We start from the raw sequence: 26284 nt of genomic DNA, 5'->3' as shown, positions 1-26284 counted from the left end.
CCCCAACCCCATGAATGCCGGTCATGCGCTTGCGTGATATGCGCAACGCGACGCTAGCTTGTGTTTTTATCGCGCATATTGCTGTCGTGAATGACGTAGGGTGGGCGCCCCGAGCCCACGCCGGTCGGATCATTGCCGGCGAAAGACCTTGCCGCCCTTCATCACGAATGCGACCTTGCGCAGCGCCGTGATGTCGGCCGTCGGATCGCCCTCGACCGCCACCACGTCGGCCAGCGCGCCCGGCACCAGCTGGCCCAGCTGCTTGTCCTTGCCGAGGATGCCGGCCGCGACGACGGTGGCCGAGCGCAGTGCTTCCGTCGGCGTCATCCCGAGGCGCACCATCCACTCGAGTTCGCGCGCATTGGTGCCGTGGGTGAAGACGCCGACGTCGCTGCCGTTGCCGATCACGACGCCGACCTTGCGCGCCAACGCAAACGCGCGCGCCGCTTCCTGCATGGCGGGAGTGGGCGCGCCGCCGCGCACGTGCTTTTGAAAATACTCGCCGATCGCTTCCGGCGCGGTGAGCGTCGGCACGTAGGCCGTGCCGCGTTCCTTCATCAGGCGGAAGGTCGCCTCCGAGGCGCCGTAGCCGTGCTCGATGGTGTCGGCGCCGGCCAGGGTCGCCAGGCGGATCGCCGCGTCGGTGCTGGCGTGCACCGCGACCTTGCGGCCGGTGACGTGGCTCGCTTCCACCATCGCCTTCAGCTCGTCCAGCGTGAAGGTCGGGCGGCTCGTGCCGTCGACGCCGGTACGGTAGTCGCCGTAGATCTTGATCCAGTCGGCGCCGCGCGCGCTCTGCTCGCGCACCGCCTTCACCGCCTCGTCGACGCCGGTCGCCGGCTGGGCGCCGTAGGGAATCTCCATGTCGGGCCGGTAGCTGCGCTCGGCCGGGCCGTAGCTGTAGCTGGCGACGATGGCTTTTGTCGCGATCAGGAGACGCGGACCCGGCACCACGCCCTGTTCGATGGCGCGCTTGATGCCGACGTCGGCATAGTTCGCGCCTTCGGTGCCGAGGTCGCGCAGGGTCGTGAAGCCGGCCTGCAGCGTGTCGGCGGCGTGCTTGCCGGCGAGGAGGGTGCGGTACTCGACCTGCTCCTTGATCACCTGGTCGTCCCACGTGGTTTCGTTATACGGGTGCAGCAGCACGTGCGAGTGCAGGTCGATCAAGCCCGGGATCAGGGTCTTGCCGGGCAGGGAAACGCGCTCGGCGTCGGCCGGGGCATCGATGCTGCCGCTTGGTCCCACTGCCTTGACCTGCCCATCGACCACCAGCACCGCCCAGCCGGCGTGCGGCTTGCCTTCGCCGGTCCAGACGCGGTCCGCGCTCAGGAGCAGGCTGCGCGGGTCGGCCGCGTGGGCGGAGGCGATGGCGGTAAAGGACAGCAAAGCGAGTGTGCGGCTCCAGGTCGGCATGGCGGCTTCCGTTCAGTTGTGAAGCCGCCATCATAGCGGAGCCTGCCGGGCCCGGGTACGGTATGCTGGCGGCCGGATTCACACACGGAGAACACATGGAAGAGATCGGCGCCTTGCTGAAGGAAGCGCTGACCCTGCACCAGGCGGGCCACCTGACGGATGCCGCCGCACGCTACCGGCAGGTGCTGGCGCAGGCGCCGCGTCAGTTCGACGCGCTGCACCTGCTCGGCGTCGTGTACCGCCAGCAGGGCGATGCGCAGGAAGCGGTGCGCCTGATTTCGGATGCGCTGGCCCTCAACCCGGCGCAGGCGACGGCGCACTGCAACCTGGGCGCGGCCTTGCAGGACCTCGGCCGCAGCGGCGAGGCGCTCGCCAGCCACGACACGGCCGTGCAGCTGAACCCCGGCTATGCACTCGCCTGGAACAATCGCGGCAACGCATTGCGGGCGCTGGGCCGCCTGCCGGAAGCGGTGGACAGCTACGAGCAGGCGCTGCGCCTGCGCCCCTCCTATCCGGAAGCCTGGTGCAACCGCGCGATCGCGCTGCTCGATCTGGGCCAGCCGGAAGCGGCACTCGAGAGCGCCGAGCGCGCGCTGCACCAGAAGCGGCCCTACGCGCAGGCGGCCTGCGTGCGCGCGAACGCCCTGTTCGGGCTGCGCGCTTTCGACGCCGCTTTGCGGGCGTATGACGAAGCGATCGCCAGTGACGCCCGCGCACCCGAGGCCCATGCCGGACGCGGCCTGGCGCTGATGAAGCTGGAGCGGCCGGGCGAGGCCTTGTCCAGCTTCGACGCGGCGCTGGCTATGCGGCCGCAGCACGCGCAGGGCTACCGGCAACGGGGCGACGCGCTGCTGGCGCTGGGCCGGCGCGAGGACGCGATCGACGCCTACCTGCACGCACGCGCGCTCGCGCTGGATGCGGGCGCCAATACGGGCGAACTCGATTTCGTCCTTGGCGCGCTCGGCGCGGGCACGGCGCCGGGCCAGGCGCCGGAGGCCTACGTGAAAGCCCTGTTCGACCAGTACGCCGGGCACTTCGACCGCCATCTCACCGAGGTGCTGGGCTACCGCACGCCGGCCCTGATCGAGGCTGCGCTGGCACGCCACGTCGGCGTCGATCTCATGGCCGTGGACCTAGGCTGCGGCACCGGCCTGTGCGCGCCCTTCCTGCGTCCGCGTTCGCAGCGCCTGGCCGGGGTCGACCTGTCCGAGCGCATGCTGGACCAGGCCCGTGCGGCCGGGCTGTACGACGAACTGGTGTGCGCCGACATCGGAACGTATCTGGAGCAGCATGCGCAGGTCTTCGACCTGGCCGTCGCCGCCGACGTGCTGGTCTATTTCGGCGAGCTCGATACCTTGTTCGGCCAGGTGCGCGCGGCGCTGCGGCCAGGCGGCGTGTTCTGCTTCTCGACCGAGGCGCTGGACGATGGTGAGTTCGCGCTGCTGCCATCGCAGCGCTACGCCCACAGCCTGGCCTACCTCGAGCGCCTCGCGACGCGGCACGGTTTTACGGTTCTCGAAGCGGAGCGTGCCATGGTGCGCCGCGAGCACGGCGCCGATATCGACGGCCACCTGCTGGTGCTGCGCGCCGCCTGATCAACGTGGAGCGGGCCGCGTCTTCACCGCCAGGCACAATGCGCCGGTGAGCAGGGCCAGGACGACGTGCATGCCGTAGAGCGGCATGAAATCCGACCGCGTCAGCTGCGCGTGCCCGACCAGCAGCACCGTGACGGCCACGCCCAGCACTGCGCCCAGCTGGCGCGTGGCCTGGTTGACCGCGCTGCCGACCGCGTACTGCGCCTGCGGCAGGCCCGCCACCGCGGCGCCCGACAGCGAGGGCAGCACCATGCCGACGCCGATCCCGCTCAGGAACAGGCCCGGCAGCCAGTGCGTCGCGTAGGCCGGCTCCGTACCCGGCACCAGCAGCAGCCACAGGCCGCTGGCGGCGTACACCAGCGAACCGATAACGAGGATCGGACGGTGGCCCGTACGCGCCGCGATGCGGCCGGCGACGATCGCCGTCGGCACCACCATCAATGGCCCCGGCGTCACCGCAATGCCGGCCAGCGGCAGGCTGAAATGCCAGATCCGCGTCATGTAGGAAAAGAAGGCGAAGAACATCATCGCAAACGCCGCGCCGAACACCAGGGTCGCCAGGTTGACGGCGCTGTAGGTCCGGTTCGCGAACAGGGCCAGGTCGACCAGCGGCGCCGCGCTGGTGCGCGCCCAGGCGATGAAAGCGGCGAAGGCAATGGCGCTGGTGGCGCTGAGTGCGCCCAGTTCCAGGCGGCTCCAGCGCGGCGAGTCGAGCTGGGTGATCGCCATCGCGATCGCGCCGACGGCCACGATCAGCAGCAGCATGCCGACGACATCGATGCGCGCCTTCCTGCCTTCGATGCGCGCCTCGCGCAAGCGCAGCGCGCCGAAGTACAGCGACACGGCGCCCAGCGGCAGGTTGATGTAGAAGGCCCACTGCCAGCCCAGGTGCTCGACGATGCTCGTGCCCAGGCTCGGGCCGATGGCCGCGGCCAGGCCGCCGACCGCGCCCCACAGGCTGACCGCCACCGCGCGCTTCTCCTTCGGAAAGGCGTCGAGGATGATCGAGAGCGAGGCAGGCGTGAGCAGGGCCGCGCCCAGCGCCTGCACCACGCGCGCCGCGATCAGCAGCGGCACGCTGTCGGCCATGCCGCAGGCGGCCGACGCGGCCAGGAACAAGGTGACGCCGGACAGGAACACGCGCTTCCTGCCGTGGGCGTCGGCCAGGCCGCCGGCGGGCACCAGCATGGTGGCGTAGACGACCGTGTAAGCGTTCAGCACCCAGGACAAATCGGCCGGCGTGGCGGCGGGGAAGGCGGCGCTCAGGGCGCCGAAGGCCGCGAACAGCACCGTGCTGTCGATCGAGACCAGGAACACGGCGATGCAGGCGATCCAGAAGGTCGGCCAGGGCGAGGCATGCACGCGCGGTGCGGCATCGACGCTGGGGGCAAGGGTAGGCGTGGTCATGGAGGCTCCCGATCAGCGTGCGAAATCGATGTAGATGCCCGGCTCCTTCGAGAGGCCGCGCTTGATCTGCTGCGTGAACTCGTCGATCGCCACTTCGCTGTCGCCGTTTTCCAGCGCCGCAAAAGCGCGCTCGACGACGAATGCGGGCGAGAGCTTGGGCACTTCCAGCCCGTTGGTCAGGTCGGTGTCGATGAAACCGACGTGCAGCCCGAGCACCTGCGTGTCCTGCGCGCGCAGTTCGTTGCGCAGGCCGTTGGTCGCGCTCCAGGCGGCCGCTTTCGAGACCGCGTAGGCCGCCAGGATCGGGGAACTCAGCCAGCTGCCCACCGACAGCACGTTGAGCAGGGCGCCGCCGCCGTTCGCTTTCAGGACGGGCGCGAAGGCCTGGCTGACGCGCAGCAGGCCGTAGACGTTGGTCTCCATCATGCGCGCGGTGGCGGCGATGCTGTCCTCCTCCAGCAAGCCTTTGACGCTCGCGATGCCCGCATTATTTACGACCAGGGTAACGTCGCCGCAGTCGCTTGCTGCCGCTGCGACCTGCGAGGGATTCGTGACATCGAGCGCGATCGGCACCAGGCCGGGCAAGGTAATCGTGTTGGGATCGCGCGCGGCGCCGTAGACCTTGCGCGCGCCATGGGCGAGGGCGTGGCGGGCAAACGCGAGGCCAAGGCCGCGGTTGGCGCCGGTGATGAAGACGGTGGCGTTCTGGAGTTTCATGGTGTGTCCTTTCAGGTTTTGGGGAATATGATGACCATCATATTTTGTGCTCAAAAAAAGCCGCAGGCGGACTGCGGCCGGTGTTCAGTGTGCGTCGTACTGGGCGATGAGCGCGTCGCGCGTGGCTGGCAGCAGTGCCCGGCCTTCTGCGCCGAGCGCACGCGCCATCTGCAGGGCGCCGACCAGGCTGCTCGCAAGCAGGAAGGCGCGCTCCGGTGCTGCGTCGGCGGGGAGGGCGGCGCGGGCGCGTTCGACCAGGGCGGCCACGCGGCGCCGCGAGACCTCCAGCAATTCCTCGTTCTGGCGCGGCATTTCCGAACCGAGCGCCGCAACCACGCAGCCGCGCTCGGTGCTGCCGACATGCAGGTCGGCGAGGTAGGCCTCGACCAGCGCGCGCACCGGGCCGGCGCCGGCTTCCTGCAGTTTGGCGATGCGGCGCGTGAGGGAGGCGGCGCTGTCGGCGGCCGCATGCTCGATGGCGGCGGCCAGCAGGGCGTCGCGCGACTTGAAGTGGGCGTAGAAGCCGCCGTGGGTCAGGCCGGCTTCCTTCATGACCTCGGCCACGCCGACCCCGGCATAGCCCTGGCGGCGCAGGGCGCGGCCTGCGGCATCGAGGATGCGCGCATGCGATTGCTCGCGGCGGCTCTGCTTGGTGTCGGCGTTCATGGCGTCAGGCCCGATATATGATGGACTTCATATTATGTCCATCATATTTCAGAGTCAAGCTGTTTTTTTGACATTCCATGCCGCAATTTCCGCGTTCCGTCCGATGTCGGTTGAGCTGAGATTTGCGCTCCCCTACATTGTTCCGCTCAATCAACGCTCTGGAGGAAATCCGATGGTGAATCGTTTGCCCGGCCGCCTGGCCGCCGCCTGTCTCGTGCCGCTGCTCGCGCTCGCGTTGCCATGCAGGGCCCAGGTCGATCTCACCAATCTCGACCGCGACATGGCGGGGCCGCGCGCGCAGGTAGCGGTGCTCGGCACGGTGCACCTGCGCGAGATGCCGGACAGCTTCGACCCGGCTTCGCTCGACAAGCTGATCGACAAGCTCGCGGCCTTCAAGCCCGGCATCGTCACCATCGAGAACGAGAACGGCGAAGAGTGCGACCTGGCCGCGCGCCACGCCGCGAAATACGGCGCCGACTATTGCCCTTCGGTGGAGGCGGCGCGCAAGGCGACGGGACTCGATGCGGCGGCGGCGATGCGGGAGGCGAACAGGCTGCTGAAAACCTGGCCCGCGCAGCCCACGCCCGCACAGCGGCGCCATCTCGCCGCCTTGTTCCTGGCTTCCTACGACCGCGCCTCGGCCTACGTGCAGTGGCTGCAGCTGCCCGCCAGCGAGCGCCGCGCCGGCGACGGCCTCGACGCCGCCCTGGTCGAACAGCTCGGCAAGCTGGCCGTGCGCAAGGACGAGACCATCATGATCGCCGCGCGCCTGGCTGCGCGCCTGGGTCTCGCGCGCGTGCATGCGGTGGACAACCATACGGGCGACCTGATCGAGGTCCCGGACATCAAGGCCTTCGTGCGCTCGATCGAAGCGGCGTGGGCCTCCGGCGGCGCCACCTTCGAGGAATTCAAGAAGCGCGAGAAAGCGCTCGGCGTGGCGCCCGACCTGGTGCCGCTCTACCGCGCCATCAACGATCCGCAGGCCCTGCGCGCCCTGGCCGAGGCGAACATCGTTCCTTCCATGCGCGCGCAATCGAAGGAAGGCTATCCGCAGATCTGGGTCGGCGGCTGGGAGATCCGCAACCTGCGCATGGTCGCCAACATCCGCGAGACCTTCCGCGAGCAGCCGGGCGCGCGCGTGCTGACCATCGTCGGCGCCTCGCACAAACCCTGGTTCGACAGCTGGCTGGGGCAGCTGCAGGGCGTCGACATCGTCGATGTGCAAGGGGTGCTGGAATAGGCTTCACGGATGACTTCGAAAAAACCGAAGTCATCCATCGAAAATTGTATGTTTTTCGGAAGCAATGTCGTCGTTAGAATTCTTGCATTAGATTTTTGTCAATCAAGGAGCGAGTGCAATGAACGAGATACTGGCGTCGATCATGTCTGGCCTGGCTGGTGTGTTCGATGGGAACATGGGCTGGGCCATCCTGGTGCTGGCCCTGGCGGTGCGGCTGGCCCTGCTGCCGCTGACCCTGCGCCTGGCGCGCCGCATGCGCGCCAACCAGAAGATCGTCGCGTCGCTCGAACCCCAGGTCGCCGAGATCCGCAAGCGCCTGGCCGACAAGCCGGCCGAGATGTTCGCGGCCATCTCGAACCTGTACAAGCAAAACGGCGCGTCGATGTTCGACCGCTCCAGCCTGATGGGCGCGCTGCTGCAGCTGCCGGTCTTCGGACTGCTGTACAAGGCGATCAGCAATGCCAGCCTCGGCGCCGGTCCCTTCCTGTGGATGCGCAGCCTGGCCACGCCCGATGCGGCGCTCACCGGCATCGTGCTGGCGCTGACGGCGCTGTCGGCGTACTACATGCCATCGGCCGCGCCGGACAAGGCGATGGTCATGATGCTGGTGCAGGTGGTGGTCACCGCCTTCATCCTGTGGAAGCTGTCGGCCGGTCTCGGTTTGTACTGGGCGGCGTCGAGTTTTGTCAGCGGCCTGCAGGCCTGCGTGCTGCGCTTCGACGAACGCCGTTTCAAGGCCTTGAAGTCATGAAGCCGGTCAGCTCGGCCGCGATCCGCTCGGCCAGCTGATGGATGTGGAAGCCGTCGACGAAGCCGTGGTGGGCCTGCACCGAGAACGGCAGCTGCAGGCGGCCGTTCGGCGCGTCCCTGAAACGGCCCCAGGCCAGCGAAGGAATGTCGGGTGATTTGATGCTGGCTATCGGATGCTGGATCGAGGTGAAGTCGAGCCAGGGAATGCAGGTGACGAAGACCTGGTCCTTGCACTGGCGCGGAGAGAGGGCGGCATACTGATTGTTCAGCGCCGTCATCGCGCAGGCTTGCTCGCGCGCCTTGATGCCGCGTTCGCAGAACGTGCGCAGGTCGTCGGACCAGTCGAACAGGGCGAAGTTCAGGTCATTGTGCTGGTTGACGACCGTGAACGAAGGCATCAGGCGCTCGATGGCGATGACCTCGCCCTCGAACACGCGGTAGCGGAAGTTCTCGATCGCCAGCGTCGAACGCAGCACGGCGCACAGCAGCACGTGGAAGGGCGGCAGGCCGTGCTGCTTGCACCAGGGGCGGTAGTCGGGCAGGTCGAGGGTGAAGCAGAGGTTGACCGCCGGGCTGTCCATGCGGTCGAAGAGCTCGAAGCGGTCGCGCCGCTTTTCAAAATTTTGCATGGGGTTTGATGTTGTAGGGTGGGCTCCGCCCACGCGGTATCACCGGTAATTCAGCCGCGCATTGACCGCAAGCCGTCGGGTGCGCACCGACACGAAAGACCGCGTGGACAGAGTCCACCCTACGTATAGATAACGCCCGCCGCGTAATCAAAGCGGGCAGTTGAGCTTATTGCGCGGCCCAGCCGCCGTCCATGTTCCACGCCACGCCACGCACCTGGCTACCCGCCGGCGAGCAGAAGAACACCGCCAGCGCCCCCAGCTCGTCCGGCGTCACGAACTCGCCCGACGGCTGCTTCTCCGCCAGCAGCGCGCGGCGCGCCTCGTCGTTCGACAGGTTTTCGCGCGCGGCGCGGTCGTCGACCTGTTTCTGGACCAGCGGGGTCAGCACCCAGCCCGGGCAGATCGCGTTGCAGGTGACGCCCGTCTGCGCCGTCTCCAGCGCGGTGACCTTGGTGAAGCCGACCAGGCCGTGCTTGGCCGCGACATAGGCCGACTTCTGCGCCGAACCCACCAGGCCGTGCACCGAGGCCAGGTTGATGATGCGGCCCCAACCCTTCTGCTTCATGCCGGGCAGGGCCAGGCGCGTGGTGTGGAAGGCCGAGGTCAGGTTGATGGCGATGATCGCGTCCCACTTCTCGACCGGGAAGTCCTCGACCGCGGCGACGTGCTGGATGCCGGCGTTGTTGACGAGGATGTCGACGCCGCCAAACTTCTCCTGGGCGAAGGCCATCATCGCCTCGATCTGCTCTGGCCTGGACATGTCGGCGTTGTGGTAGGCGGTCTGCACGCCGAACTCCTGGCCGATGTCGGTGTAGAGCTTTTCGATCTGCTGGGCGTCGCCGAAGCCGTTGAAGACGATGTTGGCGCCCTGGCCGGCCAGCGAGCGCGCGATGCCCAGGCCGATGCCCGAGGTCGAGCCGGTGACGAGGGCGGTTTTACCACTGAGCATGTTGGATTTCATTGTTTCCTCTGAAGGGTGGGTGAGCGGGGGTGTTCTGCAGAATTGGTAGAATTCTAATCGCTTGGGCGGTTAAAATGTCGGCCGACCCTTAACGGCCTATCAATATTGTCAGCGGGAGCAGGAATGGAAGCGAGATTGAAAAGCGTGCAGTGCAGCTCGCCCGCCGGCCTGCACCGGATCGCGTACAAGGAATGGGGCGACCCGGGCAACCCGCGCGTGCTGGTCTGCGTGCACGGCGTCACGCGCGTCTCCGACGATTTCGACGCGCTGGCCCAGGCCCTGTGTGGCGAATACCGCGTCGTCTGCCCCGACGTCGCCGGACGCGGGCGTTCGGACCGGCTGGCCGATCCGAACCTGTACGCGCTGCCGCAGTACGTGGCCGACATGGTGACCCTCATTGCCCGCGTCACCGCCAACGGCGACGGCAGCGTGCACTGGTTCGGCACCTCGATGGGCGGCTTGATCGGCATGGTGCTGGCATCCTTGCCCGGCACCCCGATCACGCGCCTGCTGCTGAACGATATCGGCCCGGCCCTCGATGGCAGCGCCCTGAACCGCATCGCCGACTACATCGGCCAGGACCTGCGCTTTCCCGACTACGAAAGCGGCGCGCGCTTCGTGCGCGAGGTCTCGGCCTCCTTCGGGCCGCACAGCGACGAGGAATGGGACAAGCTGGCGCGCGACGTCCTGCGCCGCCAGCCCGACGGGCAATGGGTGCGCCACTACGACCTGGCGCTGGCCCAGCCCTTCAAGAAAATGGGCGTCGAGCGCGCCAGGCAGGACGAGGCGGTGCTGTGGCGCTGCTGGGACGCGATTGCATGCCCCACGCTGCTGGTGCGCGGCGAACTCTCCGACCTGCTGTCGCACGCTGTCGCGCAGGAGATGACGACGCGCGGGCCGAAGCCGCGCCTGGTCGAACTGGCCGGCGTCGGCCATGCGCCGACCTTCGTGCACGCGGACCAGATCGCGATCGCACGCGAATTTTTAACGGGTGCCAAGGCATCCTGAACACGAAAGAGAACATGGAAATCAAACGACTCCACGTAGGCAAGCGCCTCTCCGAAACCGCCATCCACAACGGCACCGTCTACCTGGCCGGCCAGATCGCCGAAGACACCACCCAGGACATCGAAGGCCAGACCCGCGAAGTGCTGGGCCACGTCGACCGCCTGCTGCAGGAAGCGGGCAGCGACAAGACCTGCATCCTCATGTGCCAGATCTACATCGCCGACATGGCCCATTTCGCCGGCATGAACGCGGTCTACGACGAGTGGGTCGCTCCGGGCCACACGCCGCCGCGCGCCACCGTCGAAGCGAAGCTTGCCAATCCGGCCTGCCTGGTGGAGATCGTGATCACCGCGGCACTGCGCTGATTTTCGATGGTTTCCACCGCCGCACTCGGCGACGCCACCACACAGCTGATCCAGGGCCTGAGCCCTGAAGAATGCGTGCGCGTGCAGGACGCGCTCGACTACGCCTCGGTCGCCTATGGCGAGCGCGCCTGCTCGTCCGGCCAGAACGCCTTCGAGTTCTCGCTGGGCGTGGCCGGCACACTGGCTTATTTGCGCAGCGACGTCGAGACGCGCATCGCCGGCCTGCTGTTCGAGCTGGTGCTGTTCGAGCCGCCGCTGGTGGAGACGCTCGAGCGCCTGTTCGGCCCCGAAGTGGCCAGCCTGGTGCGCGGCGTGCAGCAGCTGATTCGCCTGCGCGACCTGACGGTCGGCCAGCAGGCGGTCGGGCGCGGCAAGAACGCGGCCCAGCAGGCGGGGGCGCAGGTGGAAACCCTGCGCAAGATGCTGCTCGCGATGGCGACCGACATGCGCGTGGTGCTGATCCGCCTGTCGTCCTGCGTCACGACGCTGCGCTGGTTCGCCGAACAGAAACGCTTCGACGAACTGACGCACGACTACGGGCGCGAGGTGATGGACCTGTACGCGCCGCTCGCGAACCGGCTCGGCATCTGGCAGCTGAAGTGGGAGCTGGAAGACCTGGCCTTCCGCTTCCTGCAGCCGGAGACCTATAAGCGCATCGCCAAGATGCTCGAAGAAAAACGGATGGCGCGCGAAGGTTTCGTCGCGTCCTCCATCGAGCGCCTGCAGCGCGAGCTGCATGCGGCCGGCATCAAGGCCGAAGTGAGCGGGCGGCCGAAGCACATCTACAGCATCTACAACAAGATGCGCGGCAAGGACCTCGATTTCTCCTCGCTCTACGACGTGCGCGCCTTCCGCGTGATCGTCCAGGACGAGAAGACCTGCTACACGGTGCTGGGCCTGGTGCACAACATCTGGACCCCGATCCCGGCCGAATTCGACGACTACATCGCGCGCCCCAAGGGCAACGGCTACCGCTCGCTGCACACGGTCGTCACGGCCGAAGACGGGCGCCCGCTGGAAGTACAGATCCGCACCCAGGAAATGCACAACTTCGCCGAGTACGGCGTGGCCGCGCACTGGCGCTACAAGGAAGAGGGCGGCTCGAACTTCAAGAGCCAGAAGTACGACGAGAAGATCGCCTGGCTGCGCCAGCTGCTGGCCTGGAAGAGCGACGTCACCGACCATTCCGATGCCGTGGCGCCGGAAGAAGACCAGAAGGAATGGGTCGAAAAGCTGAAGGCCACCACGCTGGACGACCGCATTTTCGTGCTGACGCCGCAGGCGCGCGTGCTGGAACTGCCGGTGGGCGCGACGCCGATCGACTTCGCCTACCACCTGCACAGCGAGGTCGGCCACCGCTGCCGCGGCGCCAAGATCGACGGCGTGATGGTGCCCTTGAATACCCCCCTGAAAAACGGCCAGACCTGCGAGATCATCACGGCCAAAGGCCCGGCCGGCAGCCAGGGGCCGTCGCGCGACTGGCTCAGTCCCGGCTACACGGTCAGCAGCCGCACGCGCTCGAAGATCCGCGCCTGGTTCCATGCGATGGAACTGGCCGAGACCCTGGCCTCGGGCCGGGCGCTGGTCGAAAAGTCCCTGCAGCGCGAGGGCAAGACGGCGGTCAACCTGGAAGCGCTGGCGCATAAACTCGGCTTTGCCAAGGTCGACGACCTGTTTGTCGCCGTCGGCAAGGAGAAGTTCAGCCTGCGCCACGTGGAAGCGGCGCTGCACGAAACCGTGGAAGCGCCGCCGCCGGACGACACGGCGGTCGTCAACAAGAGCCGCGCCTCCAGCGTGGAACAGGGCGCCAAGTCGGGCGTGCTGGTGGTCGGTACCGAAGGCCTGATGACGATGCTGGCCAGGTGCTGCAAGCCCGCGCCGCCGGACCCGATCGTCGGTTTCGTCACGCGCGGGAAGGGCGTGTCGATTCACCGGCTCTCGTGCAAAAACTTCGCCGAGATGCGGTCGAAGGCGCCGGAGCGCGTGATCCAGACGGAATGGGGCAAGGGCGTGACCGAGACCGTGTACCCGGTCGACATCTTCATCCTCGCCGCCGACCGTCAGGGGCTGTTGCGCGACATTTCGGACGCGTTCTTGCGCGAGAAGATCAACGTCATCGGCGTTAACACGCAGTCGACCAAGGGGCAGGCGCGCATGGTGTTCACGGCGGAGATCGGGGCGACGGCGCAGTTGCAGAAGGCCTTGAGCGCCATTGCCGAAGTCGGTGGCGTCCAAGAGGCACGCAGGTCGTAGGGTGGAGTCCCGACTCCACGCGGTGCACGGCTCGCCTCGCGCGAATGGTCGACATGACTCGGAACGCCCGCGTTGCGGATTGATCGATGCTGAACCGATGTGCCGGCGCCGTAACGCGTGGACTCGGGAGTCCACCCTACGAGCGCTGGCCGATCGCCCGTTCGGTAACGTGATACAAACTGCGATGTCTGCTCATCAAAACCGTATCATATAACCATGCGCCGCTCCCTCCACCTCGCCGCCCGCCCCAGCCTCTGGGGCCTCGCCTTCGCGCGCTACCTGCGCAGCTGGTGGTACATGTTCTTCCTCGGCGCCGTCGCCATCGTCACCGCACTCTCGCCCTCGACCTACAACCGGACGAACCGCCTGGTGACCGCGCGCTACATCCATGCCAGCAGCTGGCAGGTGCTGCCCTGGTTCACGCTGCTCTCGGCCCTGATCAGCCTCGTCATCATCCGCATCGTGCTGGTCACCGCCCTGAGCTACGGCCTGTCGCGCTACGCGCTGGAGATGGTGGTGCGGGTGCTGGTGCTGGAACTGATCCCGCTGTCGGCGGCGCTGTTCGCGGCCCTGCGCGCCGGCATGGCCTTCGACGCCAGCGCCCTGGGCCTGGCGCGCGCCGGCCTGCCGACCGCAGAAGTGAATGCCGAAGCCCTGCGCCGCCTGCGGCGCGACCTGGTGCCGCAGCTGTTCGCGAACGCCGTCTCGGTCCTGAGCCTGGCGATGGTGAGTTCGACCATCGTGCTGGTGCTGGCCTACCTGAACGTCTACGGCCTCTCGCCCTGGGGCCTGCCCGATTACACGCGCACGGTGGGCCGGGTATTCGAGCCGGTCGTCGCGATCGGCTTCGTGCTCAAGACCGTGCTGTTCGGCCTGGCAGTGGCCGTGATCCCGACCGCCGCCATCCTCGAACTGCAGCGCTATCCGCGCCGCCTGGCGTCGAGCGTGCAACCCGGCGCGCTGCGCCTGCTGTTCGTGCTGCTGCTGATCGAAGGCGCCTCGCTTGCCCTCAAATACATCTAAGAACCCATGATCGAACCGACCCACGACGAACCTGCCCATGTCGAAACCAAGGCGATGATCCTGCTGGCGGCGGTGGCCGCCCTGATCATCGCGTTTGTCCTGTACGTGATGTACGCGCGCGGCGTGTTCGAGGCGACACAGAAGCTGGTGCTGACGACCGAGAATTCCGAGGGCGTCATTCCCGGCATGGACATGACTTTCGCCGGCTTCCCGATCGGACGCGTGCGCCTGGTCGACCTGGCCAAGGATGGCAAGGTGCAGATCGTGATCGACGTCTCGAAGTCGGACGCCAAGTGGCTGCGCGCGTCCTCCGTCTTCACGCTGGAGCGCAGCGTGGTCGGCGAGACGCGCCTGCGCGCCTTCACCGGCGTGCTCGACGACGCGCCGCTGCCGGACGGCGCGGTGCGCCCGGTGCTGCGCGGCGACGTCACGGCCGAAATTCCCGGCCTGGTGGCGACGGCGCGCTCGCTGCTGAACAACCTGGAAGGCATGACGGCCGAAGGCGGCAGCGTCGCGGGCAGCCTGGAGAATGTGCAGACTTTGACCGGGCGCCTGTCCGGCAAGTACGGCCTCCTGAGCGGCGCGCTGGGCGACGACGAGGCGAAGAAGTTCGTGCAGACCCTGGCGCGCCTCGATACCCTGCTGGCCAAGACCGACCAGCGCCTGTACGGCAAGAAGGGAATCGCCGACGACGCCCAGGCGGCCGTGGTCGAACTGCAGGGCGTGCTGGCCGATGCGCGCGGCACGCTGAAGAAAGTGGACGCCGTGCTGGTCGAGGCCCAGGCCGTGGGCGCGAATGCGCGCGTGGCGACCGAGGACCTGGGCGCGCTGCGCGGCGAGGTCGACGCCAGCCTGCGCAAGGTGAACCGCCTGGTCGACCAGCTCAACCGCAAGTGGCCGTTCGCCGGCAAGAACGAGGAGATCAAGCTGCCATGAGAATCGCAATGTTGACGATTGCGCTGGTGCTGGCCGGCTGCGCCAGCAAGCCCGCACCGCCGAGCTGGCAGCCGAATGCCAAGGATGCACTGGACGGCTTCACCGACGACTACCTGCGCGGGAACACGGCTGCGGCCAACGCGGAATTCGCGCGGGCGCGGCGCGAGACGACGAGTACCGGCCGGCCCGATCTGGTGGCGCAGGTGGAACTGGTGCGCTGCGCGGCGCTGGCGGCGTCGCTCGAATTCGACGAGTGTCCGGGGTTTGCTTCCTTGGCGGCGGATGCGACGGCGCAGCAGCGGGCGTACGCGGCTTACCTGGCCGGACGCTGGGAAGGGATCGATGTGGCGGCGCTGCCGGAGCAGCATCGGGCGGTGGTCGGCACCGGCTCGCTGACGACGGTGGCCGATCCGCTGTCGAAGCTGGTCGCGGCGGGTGCCTTGTTCAAGGCAGGGCGCATCAAGCCGGCCGACATCGAGGCGGCGACCGAGACGGCGTCAACACAAGGGTGGCGGCGGCCTTTGCTGATGTGGCTGGGTGTGCAGCAGAAGCGGGCGGAAGCGGCGGGTGATGCAGCGGTGGCCGAGCAGATCAAGCGCCGGATCGCCTTGGCGTCCGGGGCCAGGTAAGCAGGCGGTGAACGCGTGGGCGGGAGTACCGCCCACCTTACGTGTGCTTATACCCGTAAGGTGGGCGGCTCTGCCGCCCACGCGTCCAGCCAGCCTATGAATCCTCGCTACGCCGTCTTCTGCGGCCGCAAGGCCCACGGCAAGGCATTATGAATCGCCGTCGCCGCGATCGCCGCCTGCCCAGCCGCCACCGCGATCTGGTTCAGCCCGCGCACCACATCCCCGATCGCATACAACCCCGGCACGCTGGTCCGCTGGTGATCGTCCGCCACGATCTTGTCGCACTCCGCCGTCTCCACGCCCAGCTTTGCCGCCAGCCCGGAGCGCGCCGATTCCCCCAGCATCGGATAGAACACATCGAACTCGCGGCTCTCGCCGTCCGCCGTATTCAGCACCGGCTTCATGTCCGCACTCATGCTCACGCCCAATAAAGGCGACTCGATGTAGCGCACGCCGGCGGCTTCGATCTGGCGCCGCTCGTCCTCGTTCAGCATCGATTCCTCGCCGCGGTCGAACAGCGTCACGTGCGCGCTGAAGGAGCGCATGAAGAGGGCGTGGCCGACCGGGTTGGTTTCGTTGGTGACGACGGCGATGCGCCGGTCCATGACGTCGTAGCCGTCGCACACCGGGCACAGGCGTACGGCGCCGCAGGCCACGGCTTCGCGCCAGTTCTCGATCGGAAGGCCGGCGTCGGCCACGCCGGTGGCCAGCAGCACGGTCAAGGCGCGGACTTCGTGGGTGACGCCTTCGTCGTCGAGGTAGTCGCCGACGAAGTGGCCGTCTTCCAGGCGCAGGTCGGTGATCTCGCCATGCCGCACCTCGCCGCCGTAGTTCTTCAGCTGGTTCGTGAGGTTGACCAGCAACTGGCCGCCGGGCACGCCCTCCGGGAAGCCGGGATAGTTGTGCGAGACGGGAATCAGGCACAGCCGGCTGTTGCCCTTATCGACGACGAGGATGTTGCGCGTGAAGCGGCGCAGGTAGATGGCGGCGGTCAGGCCGCCGGGGCCGCCGCCGATGACCAGGGTGTCGAAGACGTGATCGGTGAGTTCGCTCATCCCTTTATTATCGGGAAGCGCCGGCCTGAGACTATCGGCGCGCGTGCCCACGTGGGGTCGGAAGATGCTTACAGTGCGGGCTTACAGTGCGGATCGAGCGGCATGCCGTCCAGTGCTTCCGGCTGCAGGGTCACGTGGTCGATGCCGTGCTTGTCGAGGAGCATGGCGCGCACGCGCTTGAGCACGTCCGGCCACTCGACCAGGTCGCGAATCTCCAGGTGGCCGATGAGGGCAGGATGGCCGGGCGACATGTCCCAGACGTGCAGGTCGTGCACCGAGAGCACGCCCTCGACCTCGGCCAGGTCGGCGCCCACCTGCAGGTAATCGATTCCGTGCGGCACGCCTTCCATCAGGAAGTGATAGGACTCGCGCAGAATGCCCCAGGTCGACTTCAGGATCAGCAGCGAGACGAAGATCGAGAGGATCGGGTCGATGCGAACCCAGCCGGTGAAATAAATGATGGCGCCGGCGGCGATCGCGGCCACCGAGCCCAGCAGGTCGCCCAGCACGTTGACCAGGGCCGCGCGGGTATTGATGCTGTCGCTGTCGCGCGAAAGCACCCAGGCGACCAGCAGGTTGATGGCGGCGCCGATCGCGGCCACCACCAGCACCACGCCGCCCTGCACGGGTTCCGGATGGGTCAGGCGCTGCACGGCTTCCCAGACGATCCAGGCAACCAGCGCCAGCATGCCCAGGCAGTTCACGAAAGCGGCCAGCGCCTCGGCGCGCACGAAACCGAAGGAGTGGCGCGAGGAGGGCGGGCGCTTGGCGATCAGCTGCGCCAGCAGGGCCAGGCCGAGGGCGGCGGCGTCGGTCACCATGTGGCCGGCGTCGGAAATCAGGGCCAGCGAGTTCGACATCACGCCGGTGACGACTTCGATCAGCGCGAACAACAAGGTCATCGCCAGCGCGATGCCGAGCGCCTTCTGGCTGCGCGCCTCGATGAAGTGGCCATGGCTGGCGTCGCCGTCGAGGTGGGCGTGCAGGTGTTCGGAAGTCGGGGCGGCGTGTTCGGAAGGCATGGGCGTCGATAAAGTGAAACAGCCGGCAGTGTAATGGATAGCCGCGCCAACTTTGCCAGCTCGCTACTTAATTCCGTGCAAGCCTTGCGCGAGGGCGGCGCTGCCCCTATAATGCACGTCATTGGGCGGTTAGTTCAGCTGGTTAGAATACTTGGTCGACATCCAAGGGGTCGCAGATTCGAATTCTGCACCGCCCACCAGAGTTTCAGTGCAGCGAAGTCCCTTCGCTCACCACCTGTAAGAGCGAGAAAGGCACCGACGGTTATGACACCGCGAACTACGACTATGTTGTGGGGGAATCGCTAGACGCGGTCGGGTGTGCTTTTGCTCAACACAACGAAATCAACGCGCCTGGTGCGCGTTTTTTTTCGTCCAGCGAATTCAGCTTTATAAATTTTTAACTTTTCCGGCGTTCGCGCCAACATGGAGATCACTATGCTTAACGTGCGACTTCCCGATGGCTCCAGCCGTCAGTTCGACGGCCCCGTGACGGTCGCCCAGGTGGCAACCAGCATCGCCCCGAGCCTTGCCAAGGCGGCGCTCGCCGGCAAGGTCGACGGCAAGGTGGTCGACACCTCCTTCCTGATCGAACAGGACGCCGACCTCGCCATCGTGACCGACAAGGATCCCGAAGGCCTGGACGTGATCCGCCACTCGACCGCGCACTTGCTGGCCTACGCCGTCAAGGAACTGTTCCCTGAAGCGCAGGTCACGATCGGCCCGGTCATCGACAACGGTTTCTATTACGACTTCTCGTACAAGCGCCCGTTCACCCCGGACGACCTGGCCAAGATCGAAAAGAAAATGCAGGAACTGGCCAAGAAGGACGAGCCGGTCACCCGCAAGGTGCTGCCGCGCGACGAAGCCGTGGCCTATTTCAAGTCGATCGGCGAAGACTACAAGGCCGAGATCATCGCCTCGATCCCTGCGAACGAGGATGTCTCGCTGTATTCGGAAGGCGGTTTCACCGACCTCTGCCGCGGCCCGCACGTGCCCTCGACCGGCAAGCTGAAGGTCTTCAAGCTGATGAAGCTGGCCGGCGCCTACTGGCGCGGCGACTCGAATAACGAGATGCTGCAGCGCGTCTACGGCACCGCCTGGACCAAGAAGGAAGACCAGGAGCAATACCTGCACATGCTGGAAGAAGCGGAAAAGCGCGACCACCGTAAACTCGGCAAGGCGCTGGACCTGTTCCACTTCCAGGAAGAAGCGCCGGGCCTGATCTTCTGGCACCCGAAAGGCTGGACCGTCTGGCAGCAGGTCGAGCAGTACATGCGCCAGAAATATCAGGCCAACGGCTACGACGAGGTGAAGGCGCCGCAGATCCTGGACGTCACCCTGTGGCAGAAGACCGGCCACTGGGACAACTACCGCGAAAACATGTTCACGACCGAGTCGGAGAACCGCTCGTATGCGCTGAAGCCGATGAACTGCCCGGGCCATGTGCAGATCTATAACTCGGGCATGAAGAGCTACCGCGACCTGCCGCTGCGCTACGGCGAGTTCGGCCAGTGCCACCGCAACGAGTCCTCGGGCGCGCTGCACGGCATCATGCGCGTGCGCGGCTTTACCCAGGACGACGGCCACATCTTCTGCACCGAAGAGCAGATCGAGGCGGAAGTGACCGCCTTCCACTCGCAGGCGATGCAGGTGTATGACGACTTCGGCTTCAACAACATCGACGTCAAGCTGGCCCTGCGTCCGGACAGCCGCATCGGTTCCGACGAGATCTGGGACGAGGCGGAAGAAGCGCTGCGTTCGGCCCTGCGCGCCTGCGGCGTGGAGTGGACGGAACTGCCGGGCGAGGGCGCCTTCTACGGTCCGAAGATCGAGTACCACCTGAAGGATAGCCTCGGCCGTCCATGGCAGGTCGGCACCATGCAGGTCGACTTCTCGATGCCGGGCCGTCTTGGGGCCGAGTATGTGGCGGAAGACAATACCCGCAAGGTGCCGGTCATGCTGCACCGCGCGATCGTCGGTTCGATGGAGCGCTTCATCGGCATCCTGATCGAGAACTATGCCGGCGCGCTGCCGCTCTGGCTGGCGCCGGTACAAGTGGCTGTTCTCAACATTTCTGACGCCCAGGCAACGTATGTGAAAGAGGTGGAACAGAAGCTCAAGAAGGCCGGTCTGCGCGTTCACGCTGATTTGCGGAACGAGAAGATTACCTATAAAATACGCGAGCATTCCGTCCAAAAATTGCCATATATTCTAGTTGTTGGCGACAAGGAACGTGAAGCAAACACCGTGGCCGTGCGCGCCCGGGGCAATGTCGATCTGGGCGTGATGTCCGTCGATGCCCTGATCGAGCGCCTCGTTGGCGAAGTGGCCTCCAAGGCCAAATAACCAAAAATAAGCCGGCCGGTTATTCAGACATTAAAAGGAAACAACATAGCTACTGACAAGTCGCATCGCATCAATGGCGAAATCACTTACCCGGAAATGCGTTTGTCCGGGGTGGACAACGAGCCGCTGGGTATTGTGAGCCTGGCTGAGGCATTTCGTCTGGCCGAGGAAAAGAACGTCGACCTGGTCGAGATCGCGCCGAACGCGTCTCCACCGGTCTGCCGCCTCATGGATTACGGCAAGTTCAAGTACTCGGAGCAGAAGAAGGCCCACGAAGCCAAGCTGAAGCAGAAGATCATCCAGGTCAAGGAAGTCAAATTCCGTCCAGGCACGGATGAAGGCGACTACAGCATCAAGCTGCGTAACCTCATCAAGTTCCTGGAAGACGGCGACAAGACCAAGATCACGCTGCGTTTCCGTGGTCGCGAAATGGCGCACCAGGACATCGGCTTCCGCATGCTCGAACGTCTGAAGGGTGACCTGGAGCCGTATGGCCAGGTCGAGCAGTTCCCGAAGATGGAAGGCCGCCAGATGATCATGATTATCGCGCCGAAGAAGAAGAAGTAATTCTTCGATTTGGGTGAGAGCAGGGCCGGGCCCGGTGTTGCAGCGATGCTGACACCGGGCCCGGCCTTGTGTCGTTTGCGACTTCGATGTTGGTGGGCACGGAGCGCCCACCCTACGAACTGAGCAGCGTATGCCGAAGGATCGTAAGGTGGGCGGGTCTCCCGCCCACGCGGTGATAGTCGTAGGGTGGGCGCCCCGTGCCCACCATTCAAAATCCGCCCCTCAGCAACACTTTCCCCCTGAACCTGTGTTAGAATCTGCGGTTCCTGTTTTTCGAAGCAGGTTGTAGCAGGCTCGCTCCTGCTGCAAGACAAGTGAAAGTAGGCATCCAAGAGCAGCGTTGCTGCCACCTGCAATCCTGTCACATATGAGGCTGTCCGCAAGGACAGATGACTATGCCAAAAATGAAAACCAAAAGCAGCGCGAAGAAGCGTTTTCGCGTGCGTCCGGGCGGTACTGTGAAATCGGGTATGGCGTTCAAGCGTCACATCCTGACCAAGAAGACCACCAAGAACAAGCGTCAGCTGCGCGGCACCCGTAACATCAATGCGTCGGACGTGACCAGCGTCTACCGCATGATGCCATCTGCTTAATCTCACACTAAGGAGCGAATATGCCTCGAGTAAAACGTGGGGTTACTGCACGTGCCCGTCATAAGAAAGTTCTTGAGCTTGCTAAAGGCTACCGTGGCCGTCGCAGCAAAGTATTCCGTATTGCCAAGCAAGCAGTCATGCGCGCTGGCCAGTACGCATACCGCGACCGCCGCAACAAGAAGCGCGTCTTCCGCGCACTGTGGATCACCCGTATCAACGCGGCTTCGCGTTCGCACGGCATGACCTACAGCGCGTTCATGAACGGCCTGAAAAAAGCCGCGATTGAACTGGACCGTAAGGTCCTGGCCGACATGGCCGTGCACGACAAGCCAGCTTTCGCTGCGATCGTCGCTGCCGTCCAGGCCAAGCTGGCTGCCTAATAGCAGACTGCTAGCAAACAACGCTGCGGCAACGTAGCGTGAAAAGAGCGGGGCATCGGTGCAGACCTTTGCCCCGTTTTTGATTCTGGGATGCTGTGAATTTGCCAACGCGTTGCAGATCCGCGACAATTGACCAGCACCCGTGGCTCCTGCCACCCAATCCAGGAACAGAACACACATGAACTCGCTCGAAGAACTCGTCGTCTCGGCCCAGGCTGACTTTGGCGCCGCCCCTGACGCGGCCGCGCTGGAAAACGCAAAAGCAAAATACCTCGGCAAGACCGGCCAGGTTACCGAACTGATGAAGGGCCTCGGCAAGCTCGACCCTGACGCGCGCAAGGCGCAGGGCGCACTGATTAATGCCGCCAAAGAAAAAATCGAACAGGCACTGACTGGCCGCCGCGATGCGCTCGCCAACGCCCAGCTCGAAGCGCGCCTGAACGCCGAAGCCATCGACGTCACCCTGCCGGGCCGCGGCCGCGGCATCGGCGGCATCCACCCGGTGATGCGCACCTGGGAGCGCGTCGAGCAGATCTTCCGCTCGATCGGTTTCGACGTGGCCGACGGCCCGGAAATCGAAAACGACTGGACCAACTTCACGGCGCTGAACAGCCCGGAAAACCACCCGGCCCGTTCGATGCAGGATACCTTCTATATCGAAGGCAATGACACGACCGGCAAGCCGCTGCTGCTGCGCACCCACACCAGCCCGATGCAGGTGCGCTATGCGCGCACCCACACGCCTCCGATCAAGGTGATCGCGCCGGGCCGTACCTACCGCGTCGACAGCGACGCCACCCACTCGCCGATGTTCCACCAGGTCGAAGGCCTGTGGATCGGCGAGGATATTTCCTTCGCCGACCTGAAGGGCGTCTACCTGAACTTCGTCAAGGCCTTCTTCGAGACCGACGACCTGCAGGTGCGTTTCCGTCCGTCCTACTTCCCGTTCACGGAACCGTCGGCCGAAATCGACATCGCCTTCGGTTCGGGTCCGCTGAAGGGCCGCTGGCTGGAAGTCTCGGGCGCCGGCCAGGTGCACCCGACCGTCGTGCGCAACTTCGGCCTCGATCCGGAAAAATTCATCGGCTTCGCGTTCGGCTCCGGCCTCGAGCGCCTGACGATGCTGCGATATGGCATCAACGACCTGCGCCTGTTCTACGAAGGCGACCTGCGATTCCTGAAGCAGTTTAACTAAGTAGGGTGGACGGGGGATAACAGTCCGGGGGACTGTTATCCCGTCCACGCGTTCAACGAACGCTAACGATCACCGCGTGGACGGCAAGCCGTCCACCCTACAGATTGCGGTGCGCGAAGAGCAGCACGAATAGACAAGGTAAAAGATTATGCAATTCTCCGAAAACTGGCTCCGTTCCATGGTCGATCCGAAGATGACTTCGGAAGAACTGTCCCACCTGCTGACGATGTCCGGCCTGGAAGTCGAAGAAGTCGAGCCGGTCGCGCCGCCGTTCTCGAACGTGGTCGTGGCCGAAGTTGTCGAAGTGGCCAAGCACCCGAACGCGGACCGCCTGAACGTCTGCCAGGTCAACGTCGGCACCGGCGAACTCCTGAACATCGTCTGCGGCGCCCCGAACGTGCGCGCCGGCATGAAGGCGATCTGCGCCAAGGCCGGCGCCGTGCTGCCGCCTGGCGCCGACGGCAAACCCTTTGAGATCAAGGTCGGTAAACTCCGCGGCGTCGAGTCGCAGGGCATGATGTGCTCGGCGAAAGAGCTGAAAATTTCGGAAGAGAGCAGCGGCCTGATGGAACTCCCGGCCGACGCGCCGGTCGGCACCAGCATCCGCGATTATCTGGGCCTGGACGACCTGAAGTTCACCATCAAGCTGACCCCGAACAAGGCGGATTGCCTGTCGGTGCTGGGCGTGGCGCGCGAAGTGTCGGCGCTCACCGGCACCCCGCTGCACCTGCCGACCACGGTGCCGGTGCCGGTCACGATGGACGAAGTCCTGCCGGCAAAGATCTCGGCGCCGGACCTGTGCGGCCGTTTCACCGGCCGCGTGATCCGCGGCCTGAACGCGAAGGCGGCGACGCCGGACTGGATGAAGCAGCGCCTGGAGCGCTCGGGCCAGCGCTCGGTCTCGGCACTGGTGGATATCTCGAACTACGTCATGCTGGAAGTCGGCCGTCCTTCGCACGTGTTCGACATGAACAAGATCCACGGCAGCCTGGACGTGCGCTGGGGCAAGAAGGGCGAATCCCTGAAGCTCCTGAACGGCAACACCATCGAAGTCGACGAGTGGGTCGGTGTGATCGCCGACGACAAGGAAATCGAATCGCTGGCCGGCATCATGGGCGGCGATTCGACCGCCGTCACGCTGGACACGACCGACATCTACCTGGAAGCGGCCTTCTGGTGGCCGAACGCGATCCAGGGCCGTGCCCGCAAATACAATTTCTCGACCGATGCGGCGCACCGCTTCGAGCGCGGCGTCGACTATGCCACGACCGTCGAGCACATCGAGCGCATCACTGCGCTGATCCTCGAAATCTGCGGCACCGACGCAACGAAGGTTGGCCCGATCGACGACCAGGTCGCGAACCTGCCGGAGCGCAAGCCGGTCATGCTGCGCACCGCGCGCGCGCAAAAGGTCATCGGCGTGCCGATCACCGACGAGATCGTCGCCGACATCTTCACGCGCCTGCACCTGCCGTTCACGCATGAGGCGGGTAAATTCTTCGTGACGGCGCCGTCCTACCGCTTCGACATCGAGATCGAGGAAGACCTGATCGAGGAAGTCGCGCGCGTGTATGGCTTCGAGAACATTCCTGCGAACCCGCCGGTGGCGCCTTCCGCGATGCTGATCGAGCCGGAAAACACCCGCTCGCTGTTCGCCGTGCGCCACCAGCTGGCTGATTTGGGCTACCAGGAAGTCGTCAACATGAGCTTCGTGGAAAGCGTCTGGGAGCAGGATTTCGCCGCCAACGAGAATCCGATCAAGCTGCAGAACCCGATCGCGAGCCAGATGAGCGTGATGCGCTCGACCCTGATCGGCGGCCTGCTGGCCAACGTGCGCTACAACCTGAACCGCAAGGCGGGCAGGGTGCGCGTGTTCGAAGTGGGCGCCGTGTTCCAGCGCGCCGACACGACTGAAGACGGTCCGCTGAGCGTGGCCGGTTTCGAGCAGCCCAAGCGCGTGGGCGCGATGGCCTACGGCCCGGCGATTGAGGAGCAGTGGGGCGCGCCGACGCGTGCCGTCGACTACTTCGACGTGAAGGCCGATCTGGAAGCGCTGTTTTCGCCGCGTGTGGTACGCTTCGTCAAGGCTGAGCATCCGGCGCTGCACCCGGGCCGCTGCGCGCATGTCGAACTCGACGGTCGCGTGGTCGGCTTCATCGGCGAACTGCATCCGCGCTGGCTGCAGAAGTACGACCTGCCGCAGGCGCCTGTGCTGTTCGAGGTCGATGCAAGCGCGCTGCTGGCGCGCGAAGTCCCGAGCTATAGCGAGATTTCGAAGTTCCCGGGCGCCACGCGCGACCTGGCGCTGGTGGTGAAGCAGAGCGTTCCGGCCCAGGCCGTGATCGACGCCTTCGAGGCGGCAGTCGCCGCCCACCCGAACGGCAAGATCGTGCAAGCCGTTGTTTTGTTTGATGAATACCGCGGCAAGGGCCTGGAAACGGACGAAAAATCGCTTGCTTTCCGCTTTAGCTTGCAAGATACTCAATCGACCTTGCAGGACGATGTCGTGGAGTCCGTGATGGCTGCCGTGGCCGAGTCCGCAAGAGAAAAACACAGCGCAAAATTGCGCGGCTAAGTTTTACATCCAAAACATGTCCATCTGAAGGCAGGGCTTCAAAATTAATAACAACGACGTTGATTCGGCCGTATTCCAGGAGGCCCTGGCGGCCGATCTGCATCGCGCGATGCAGGTGGCGCGGGTACGGAAGGAAGCCGAGAAGGACCTGCCGACCCTGACCAAGGCCGAGCTGGCCGAGCTGCTCTTCGAGCAGGTCGGTTTGAACAAGCGCGAAGCCAAGGACATGGTCGAAACCTTCTTCGACGAGATCCGTAACGCGCTCGAGCGCGGCGAGGCCGTCAAGCTGTCCGGCTTCGGCAACTTCCAGTTGCGCGACAAGCCGCAGCGGCCGGGCCGCAATCCGAAAACCGGGGAAGAGATCCCGATCACGGCGCGCCGCGTCGTGACTTTCCACGCCAGCCAGAAACTGAAAGGCATGGTCGAAGAGACCAGCCCGCCACCGTCCTCGCTGGCGCGTGCGGCCTGATGCTGATAAGTGAATTATGAACGATCGCCCGAACAAGATTGAACTGACCGCGCTGCCGCCGATCCCGGCGAAGCGCTATTTCACGATCGGCGAAGTCAGCGAATTGTGCGGTGTCAAACCGCACGTGCTGCGCTACTGGGAACAGGAATTTACTCAGCTGAAGCCGGTCAAACGCCGAGGTAACCGCCGCTATTACCAGCACCACGAGGTGCTGCTCATCCGGCGCATCCGCGAACTGCTGTACGAACAAGGTTTCACGATCAGCGGGGCACGCAACAAGCTCGACAGCCGCGCCAGCAACCTGGCCGGCGGCGTCGAGGAAGTGCAGGTCGAGGAAGCGCCTGTCGTCGACACGGCCAAATTGCGTGCGGATCTGCTCGATATTCTCGCTTTGTGCAAGCAGAGCGTGCGGCCGACTTAATGTAGTGTTAACTGGGCAGTCGTGCGCTGTTGTAGAAGGGCGCATGAGTGCTAAAATGTTACATGCGGC

Annotated in this window: 25 protein-coding genes and 1 tRNA gene; 18 read left to right on the top strand and 8 right to left on the bottom strand. The window is 65.4% G+C overall.

Features of this window, described 5'->3' with window-relative positions; translation table 11 throughout:
• Positions 1-129: 129 nt before the first annotated feature.
• Positions 130-1413 (bottom strand): metal-dependent hydrolase family protein, encoded by a 1284-nt coding sequence (locus ACFPQ5_RS12100; RefSeq protein ID WP_379755532.1) that lies wholly within the window; start codon positions 1411-1413, stop codon positions 130-132.
• Positions 1414-1508: 95 nt separating this feature from the next.
• On the opposite strand from ACFPQ5_RS12100, the gene ACFPQ5_RS12095 reads away from it, so the two are divergent.
• Positions 1509-3008, top strand: a complete 1500-nt coding sequence (locus tag ACFPQ5_RS12095) for a tetratricopeptide repeat protein (RefSeq protein ID WP_379755529.1) — start codon at positions 1509-1511, stop codon at positions 3006-3008.
• On the opposite strand, the gene ACFPQ5_RS12090 is transcribed toward ACFPQ5_RS12095, so the two are convergent.
• The 3 genes from ACFPQ5_RS12090 to ACFPQ5_RS12080 all read right to left on the bottom strand — a co-directional run bounded on the left by ACFPQ5_RS12090 (position 3009) and on the right by ACFPQ5_RS12080 (position 5798).
• Complete coding sequence (locus tag ACFPQ5_RS12090) at positions 3009-4415, bottom strand: MFS transporter (RefSeq protein WP_379755526.1); 1407 nt, start codon at positions 4413-4415, stop codon at positions 3009-3011.
• Between the two features lie 12 nt (positions 4416-4427).
• Positions 4428-5132, bottom strand: coding sequence for an SDR family oxidoreductase (locus ACFPQ5_RS12085; RefSeq protein WP_379755523.1), 705 nt, complete (start codon positions 5130-5132; stop codon positions 4428-4430).
• Positions 5133-5216: 84 nt separating this feature from the next.
• Positions 5217-5798, bottom strand: coding sequence for a TetR/AcrR family transcriptional regulator (locus ACFPQ5_RS12080; protein ID WP_379755520.1), 582 nt, complete (start codon positions 5796-5798; stop codon positions 5217-5219).
• A 172-nt stretch (positions 5799-5970) separates the two neighbouring features.
• On the opposite strand from ACFPQ5_RS12080, the gene ACFPQ5_RS12075 reads away from it, so the two are divergent.
• Complete coding sequence (locus tag ACFPQ5_RS12075; RefSeq protein ID WP_379755517.1) at positions 5971-7038, top strand: DUF5694 domain-containing protein; 1068 nt, start codon at positions 5971-5973, stop codon at positions 7036-7038.
• A gap of 118 nt (positions 7039-7156) precedes the next feature.
• Entirely contained in the window at positions 7157-7789 is a 633-nt protein-coding gene (gene yidC / locus ACFPQ5_RS12070; RefSeq protein ID WP_379755514.1) for a membrane protein insertase YidC, read from the top strand.
• Here yidC and ACFPQ5_RS12065 read toward each other — a convergent pair.
• The gene (locus ACFPQ5_RS12065) at positions 7770-8417 is read right to left on the bottom strand and encodes a CatA-like O-acetyltransferase (RefSeq protein ID WP_379755512.1); all 648 of its coding nucleotides are present in this window, start codon (positions 8415-8417) and stop codon (positions 7770-7772) included. The genes yidC and ACFPQ5_RS12065 overlap by 20 nt on opposite strands.
• 166 nt (positions 8418-8583) lie before the next feature.
• Positions 8584-9366: a 3-hydroxybutyrate dehydrogenase gene (locus ACFPQ5_RS12060; protein WP_379755509.1), complete on the bottom strand. Its 783-nt coding sequence runs from the start codon at positions 9364-9366 to the stop codon at positions 8584-8586.
• 135 nt (positions 9367-9501) lie between these two features.
• Between ACFPQ5_RS12060 and ACFPQ5_RS12055 the strand changes: the two genes are divergently transcribed.
• The 6 genes from ACFPQ5_RS12055 (at position 9502) to ACFPQ5_RS12030 (ending at position 15592) form a co-directional block, all read left to right on the top strand.
• Positions 9502-10386: an alpha/beta fold hydrolase gene (locus tag ACFPQ5_RS12055; protein ID WP_379755507.1), complete on the top strand. Its 885-nt coding sequence runs from the start codon at positions 9502-9504 to the stop codon at positions 10384-10386.
• A 14-nt stretch (positions 10387-10400) separates the two neighbouring features.
• A complete protein-coding gene (locus ACFPQ5_RS12050; protein WP_379755504.1) occupies positions 10401-10751 on the top strand; it encodes a RidA family protein in 351 nt (116 codons plus the stop codon).
• 6 nt (positions 10752-10757) lie between these two features.
• On the top strand, positions 10758-13004 hold the full coding sequence (locus ACFPQ5_RS12045) for a RelA/SpoT family protein (RefSeq protein ID WP_379755502.1): 2247 nt from the start codon (positions 10758-10760) through the stop codon (positions 13002-13004).
• 216 nt (positions 13005-13220) lie between these two features.
• A complete protein-coding gene (locus ACFPQ5_RS12040) occupies positions 13221-14027 on the top strand; it encodes an MlaE family ABC transporter permease (protein ID WP_379755499.1) in 807 nt (268 codons plus the stop codon).
• A gap of 6 nt (positions 14028-14033) precedes the next feature.
• The gene (locus tag ACFPQ5_RS12035) at positions 14034-14963 is read left to right on the top strand and encodes an MlaD family protein (RefSeq protein WP_379755496.1); all 930 of its coding nucleotides are present in this window, start codon (positions 14034-14036) and stop codon (positions 14961-14963) included.
• Positions 14960-15592, top strand: coding sequence for a hypothetical protein (locus ACFPQ5_RS12030; RefSeq protein ID WP_379755493.1), 633 nt, complete (start codon positions 14960-14962; stop codon positions 15590-15592). The genes ACFPQ5_RS12035 and ACFPQ5_RS12030 overlap by 4 nt, the downstream gene beginning before the upstream one ends.
• Positions 15593-15699: 107 nt before the next feature.
• On the opposite strand, the gene ACFPQ5_RS12025 is transcribed toward ACFPQ5_RS12030, so the two are convergent.
• Positions 15700-16647, bottom strand: coding sequence for an NAD(P)/FAD-dependent oxidoreductase (locus ACFPQ5_RS12025; protein WP_379755490.1), 948 nt, complete (start codon positions 16645-16647; stop codon positions 15700-15702).
• 68 nt (positions 16648-16715) lie between these two features.
• Entirely contained in the window at positions 16716-17669 is a 954-nt protein-coding gene (locus ACFPQ5_RS12020) for a cation diffusion facilitator family transporter (RefSeq protein ID WP_379755488.1), read from the bottom strand.
• Between the two features lie 123 nt (positions 17670-17792).
• On the opposite strand from ACFPQ5_RS12020, the gene ACFPQ5_RS12015 reads away from it, so the two are divergent.
• The 9 genes from ACFPQ5_RS12015 (at position 17793) to ACFPQ5_RS11975 (ending at position 26215) form a co-directional block, all read left to right on the top strand.
• Positions 17793-17869: transfer RNA gene (locus tag ACFPQ5_RS12015), tRNA-Val, on the top strand.
• Between the two features lie 235 nt (positions 17870-18104).
• The gene (thrS, locus tag ACFPQ5_RS12010) at positions 18105-20015 is read left to right on the top strand and encodes a threonine--tRNA ligase (protein WP_379755485.1); all 1911 of its coding nucleotides are present in this window, start codon (positions 18105-18107) and stop codon (positions 20013-20015) included.
• Between the two features lie 21 nt (positions 20016-20036).
• A complete protein-coding gene (infC, locus tag ACFPQ5_RS12005) occupies positions 20037-20582 on the top strand; it encodes a translation initiation factor IF-3 (protein WP_379760091.1) in 546 nt (181 codons plus the stop codon).
• A 395-nt stretch (positions 20583-20977) separates the two neighbouring features.
• Positions 20978-21175, top strand: a complete 198-nt coding sequence (gene rpmI / locus ACFPQ5_RS12000) for a 50S ribosomal protein L35 (RefSeq protein WP_026354218.1) — start codon at positions 20978-20980, stop codon at positions 21173-21175.
• A gap of 20 nt (positions 21176-21195) precedes the next feature.
• Complete coding sequence (gene rplT / locus ACFPQ5_RS11995) at positions 21196-21555, top strand: 50S ribosomal protein L20 (protein ID WP_056334468.1); 360 nt, start codon at positions 21196-21198, stop codon at positions 21553-21555.
• Between the two features lie 178 nt (positions 21556-21733).
• Entirely contained in the window at positions 21734-22750 is a 1017-nt protein-coding gene (gene pheS, locus ACFPQ5_RS11990) for a phenylalanine--tRNA ligase subunit alpha (RefSeq protein ID WP_379755482.1), read from the top strand.
• Between the two features lie 148 nt (positions 22751-22898).
• Positions 22899-25325, top strand: coding sequence for a phenylalanine--tRNA ligase subunit beta (gene pheT, locus ACFPQ5_RS11985; protein WP_379755479.1), 2427 nt, complete (start codon positions 22899-22901; stop codon positions 25323-25325).
• 109 nt (positions 25326-25434) lie between these two features.
• A complete protein-coding gene (locus ACFPQ5_RS11980) occupies positions 25435-25794 on the top strand; it encodes an integration host factor subunit alpha (RefSeq protein WP_136221431.1) in 360 nt (119 codons plus the stop codon).
• 16 nt (positions 25795-25810) lie between these two features.
• Positions 25811-26215, top strand: coding sequence for a MerR family transcriptional regulator (locus tag ACFPQ5_RS11975; protein ID WP_379755476.1), 405 nt, complete (start codon positions 25811-25813; stop codon positions 26213-26215).
• Positions 26216-26284 lie beyond the last annotated feature (69 nt).

The organism is Massilia suwonensis (genome assembly GCF_042655665.1).
In the GTDB taxonomy this organism is placed as follows: domain Bacteria; phylum Pseudomonadota; class Gammaproteobacteria; order Burkholderiales; family Burkholderiaceae_D; genus Telluria; species Telluria suwonensis.
The sequence above is the reverse complement of the archived record's forward strand: the minus strand, read 5'-3'. Positions and strand labels throughout refer to the sequence as shown.

What these genes read in the sequence shown, in the direction of transcription:
- ACFPQ5_RS12100 (WP_379755532.1), bottom strand. Translation starts at nt 1,413, where the DNA reads ATGCCGACCTGGAGCCGCACACTCGCTTTGCTGTCCTTTACCGCCATC.
- ACFPQ5_RS12095 (WP_379755529.1), top strand. Translation starts at nt 1,509, where the DNA reads ATGGAAGAGATCGGCGCCTTGCTGAAGGAAGCGCTGACCCTGCACCAG.
- ACFPQ5_RS12090 (WP_379755526.1), bottom strand. Translation starts at nt 4,415, where the DNA reads ATGACCACGCCTACCCTTGCCCCCAGCGTCGATGCCGCACCGCGCGTG.
- ACFPQ5_RS12085 (WP_379755523.1), bottom strand. Translation starts at nt 5,132, where the DNA reads ATGAAACTCCAGAACGCCACCGTCTTCATCACCGGCGCCAACCGCGGC.
- ACFPQ5_RS12080 (WP_379755520.1), bottom strand. Translation starts at nt 5,798, where the DNA reads ATGAACGCCGACACCAAGCAGAGCCGCCGCGAGCAATCGCATGCGCGC.
- ACFPQ5_RS12075 (WP_379755517.1), top strand. Translation starts at nt 5,971, where the DNA reads ATGGTGAATCGTTTGCCCGGCCGCCTGGCCGCCGCCTGTCTCGTGCCG.
- yidC (WP_379755514.1), top strand. Translation starts at nt 7,157, where the DNA reads ATGAACGAGATACTGGCGTCGATCATGTCTGGCCTGGCTGGTGTGTTC.
- ACFPQ5_RS12065 (WP_379755512.1), bottom strand. Translation starts at nt 8,417, where the DNA reads ATGCAAAATTTTGAAAAGCGGCGCGACCGCTTCGAGCTCTTCGACCGC.
- ACFPQ5_RS12060 (WP_379755509.1), bottom strand. Translation starts at nt 9,366, where the DNA reads ATGCTCAGTGGTAAAACCGCCCTCGTCACCGGCTCGACCTCGGGCATC.
- ACFPQ5_RS12055 (WP_379755507.1), top strand. Translation starts at nt 9,502, where the DNA reads ATGGAAGCGAGATTGAAAAGCGTGCAGTGCAGCTCGCCCGCCGGCCTG.
- ACFPQ5_RS12050 (WP_379755504.1), top strand. Translation starts at nt 10,401, where the DNA reads ATGGAAATCAAACGACTCCACGTAGGCAAGCGCCTCTCCGAAACCGCC.
- ACFPQ5_RS12045 (WP_379755502.1), top strand. Translation starts at nt 10,758, where the DNA reads ATGGTTTCCACCGCCGCACTCGGCGACGCCACCACACAGCTGATCCAG.
- ACFPQ5_RS12040 (WP_379755499.1), top strand. Translation starts at nt 13,221, where the DNA reads ATGCGCCGCTCCCTCCACCTCGCCGCCCGCCCCAGCCTCTGGGGCCTC.
- ACFPQ5_RS12035 (WP_379755496.1), top strand. Translation starts at nt 14,034, where the DNA reads ATGATCGAACCGACCCACGACGAACCTGCCCATGTCGAAACCAAGGCG.
- ACFPQ5_RS12030 (WP_379755493.1), top strand. Translation starts at nt 14,960, where the DNA reads ATGAGAATCGCAATGTTGACGATTGCGCTGGTGCTGGCCGGCTGCGCC.
- ACFPQ5_RS12025 (WP_379755490.1), bottom strand. Translation starts at nt 16,647, where the DNA reads ATGAGCGAACTCACCGATCACGTCTTCGACACCCTGGTCATCGGCGGC.
- ACFPQ5_RS12020 (WP_379755488.1), bottom strand. Translation starts at nt 17,669, where the DNA reads ATGCCTTCCGAACACGCCGCCCCGACTTCCGAACACCTGCACGCCCAC.
- thrS (WP_379755485.1), top strand. Translation starts at nt 18,105, where the DNA reads ATGCTTAACGTGCGACTTCCCGATGGCTCCAGCCGTCAGTTCGACGGC.
- rpmI (WP_026354218.1), top strand. Translation starts at nt 20,978, where the DNA reads ATGCCAAAAATGAAAACCAAAAGCAGCGCGAAGAAGCGTTTTCGCGTG.
- rplT (WP_056334468.1), top strand. Translation starts at nt 21,196, where the DNA reads ATGCCTCGAGTAAAACGTGGGGTTACTGCACGTGCCCGTCATAAGAAA.
- pheS (WP_379755482.1), top strand. Translation starts at nt 21,734, where the DNA reads ATGAACTCGCTCGAAGAACTCGTCGTCTCGGCCCAGGCTGACTTTGGC.
- pheT (WP_379755479.1), top strand. Translation starts at nt 22,899, where the DNA reads ATGCAATTCTCCGAAAACTGGCTCCGTTCCATGGTCGATCCGAAGATG.
- ACFPQ5_RS11980 (WP_136221431.1), top strand. Translation starts at nt 25,435, where the DNA reads ATGCAGGTGGCGCGGGTACGGAAGGAAGCCGAGAAGGACCTGCCGACC.
- ACFPQ5_RS11975 (WP_379755476.1), top strand. Translation starts at nt 25,811, where the DNA reads ATGAACGATCGCCCGAACAAGATTGAACTGACCGCGCTGCCGCCGATC.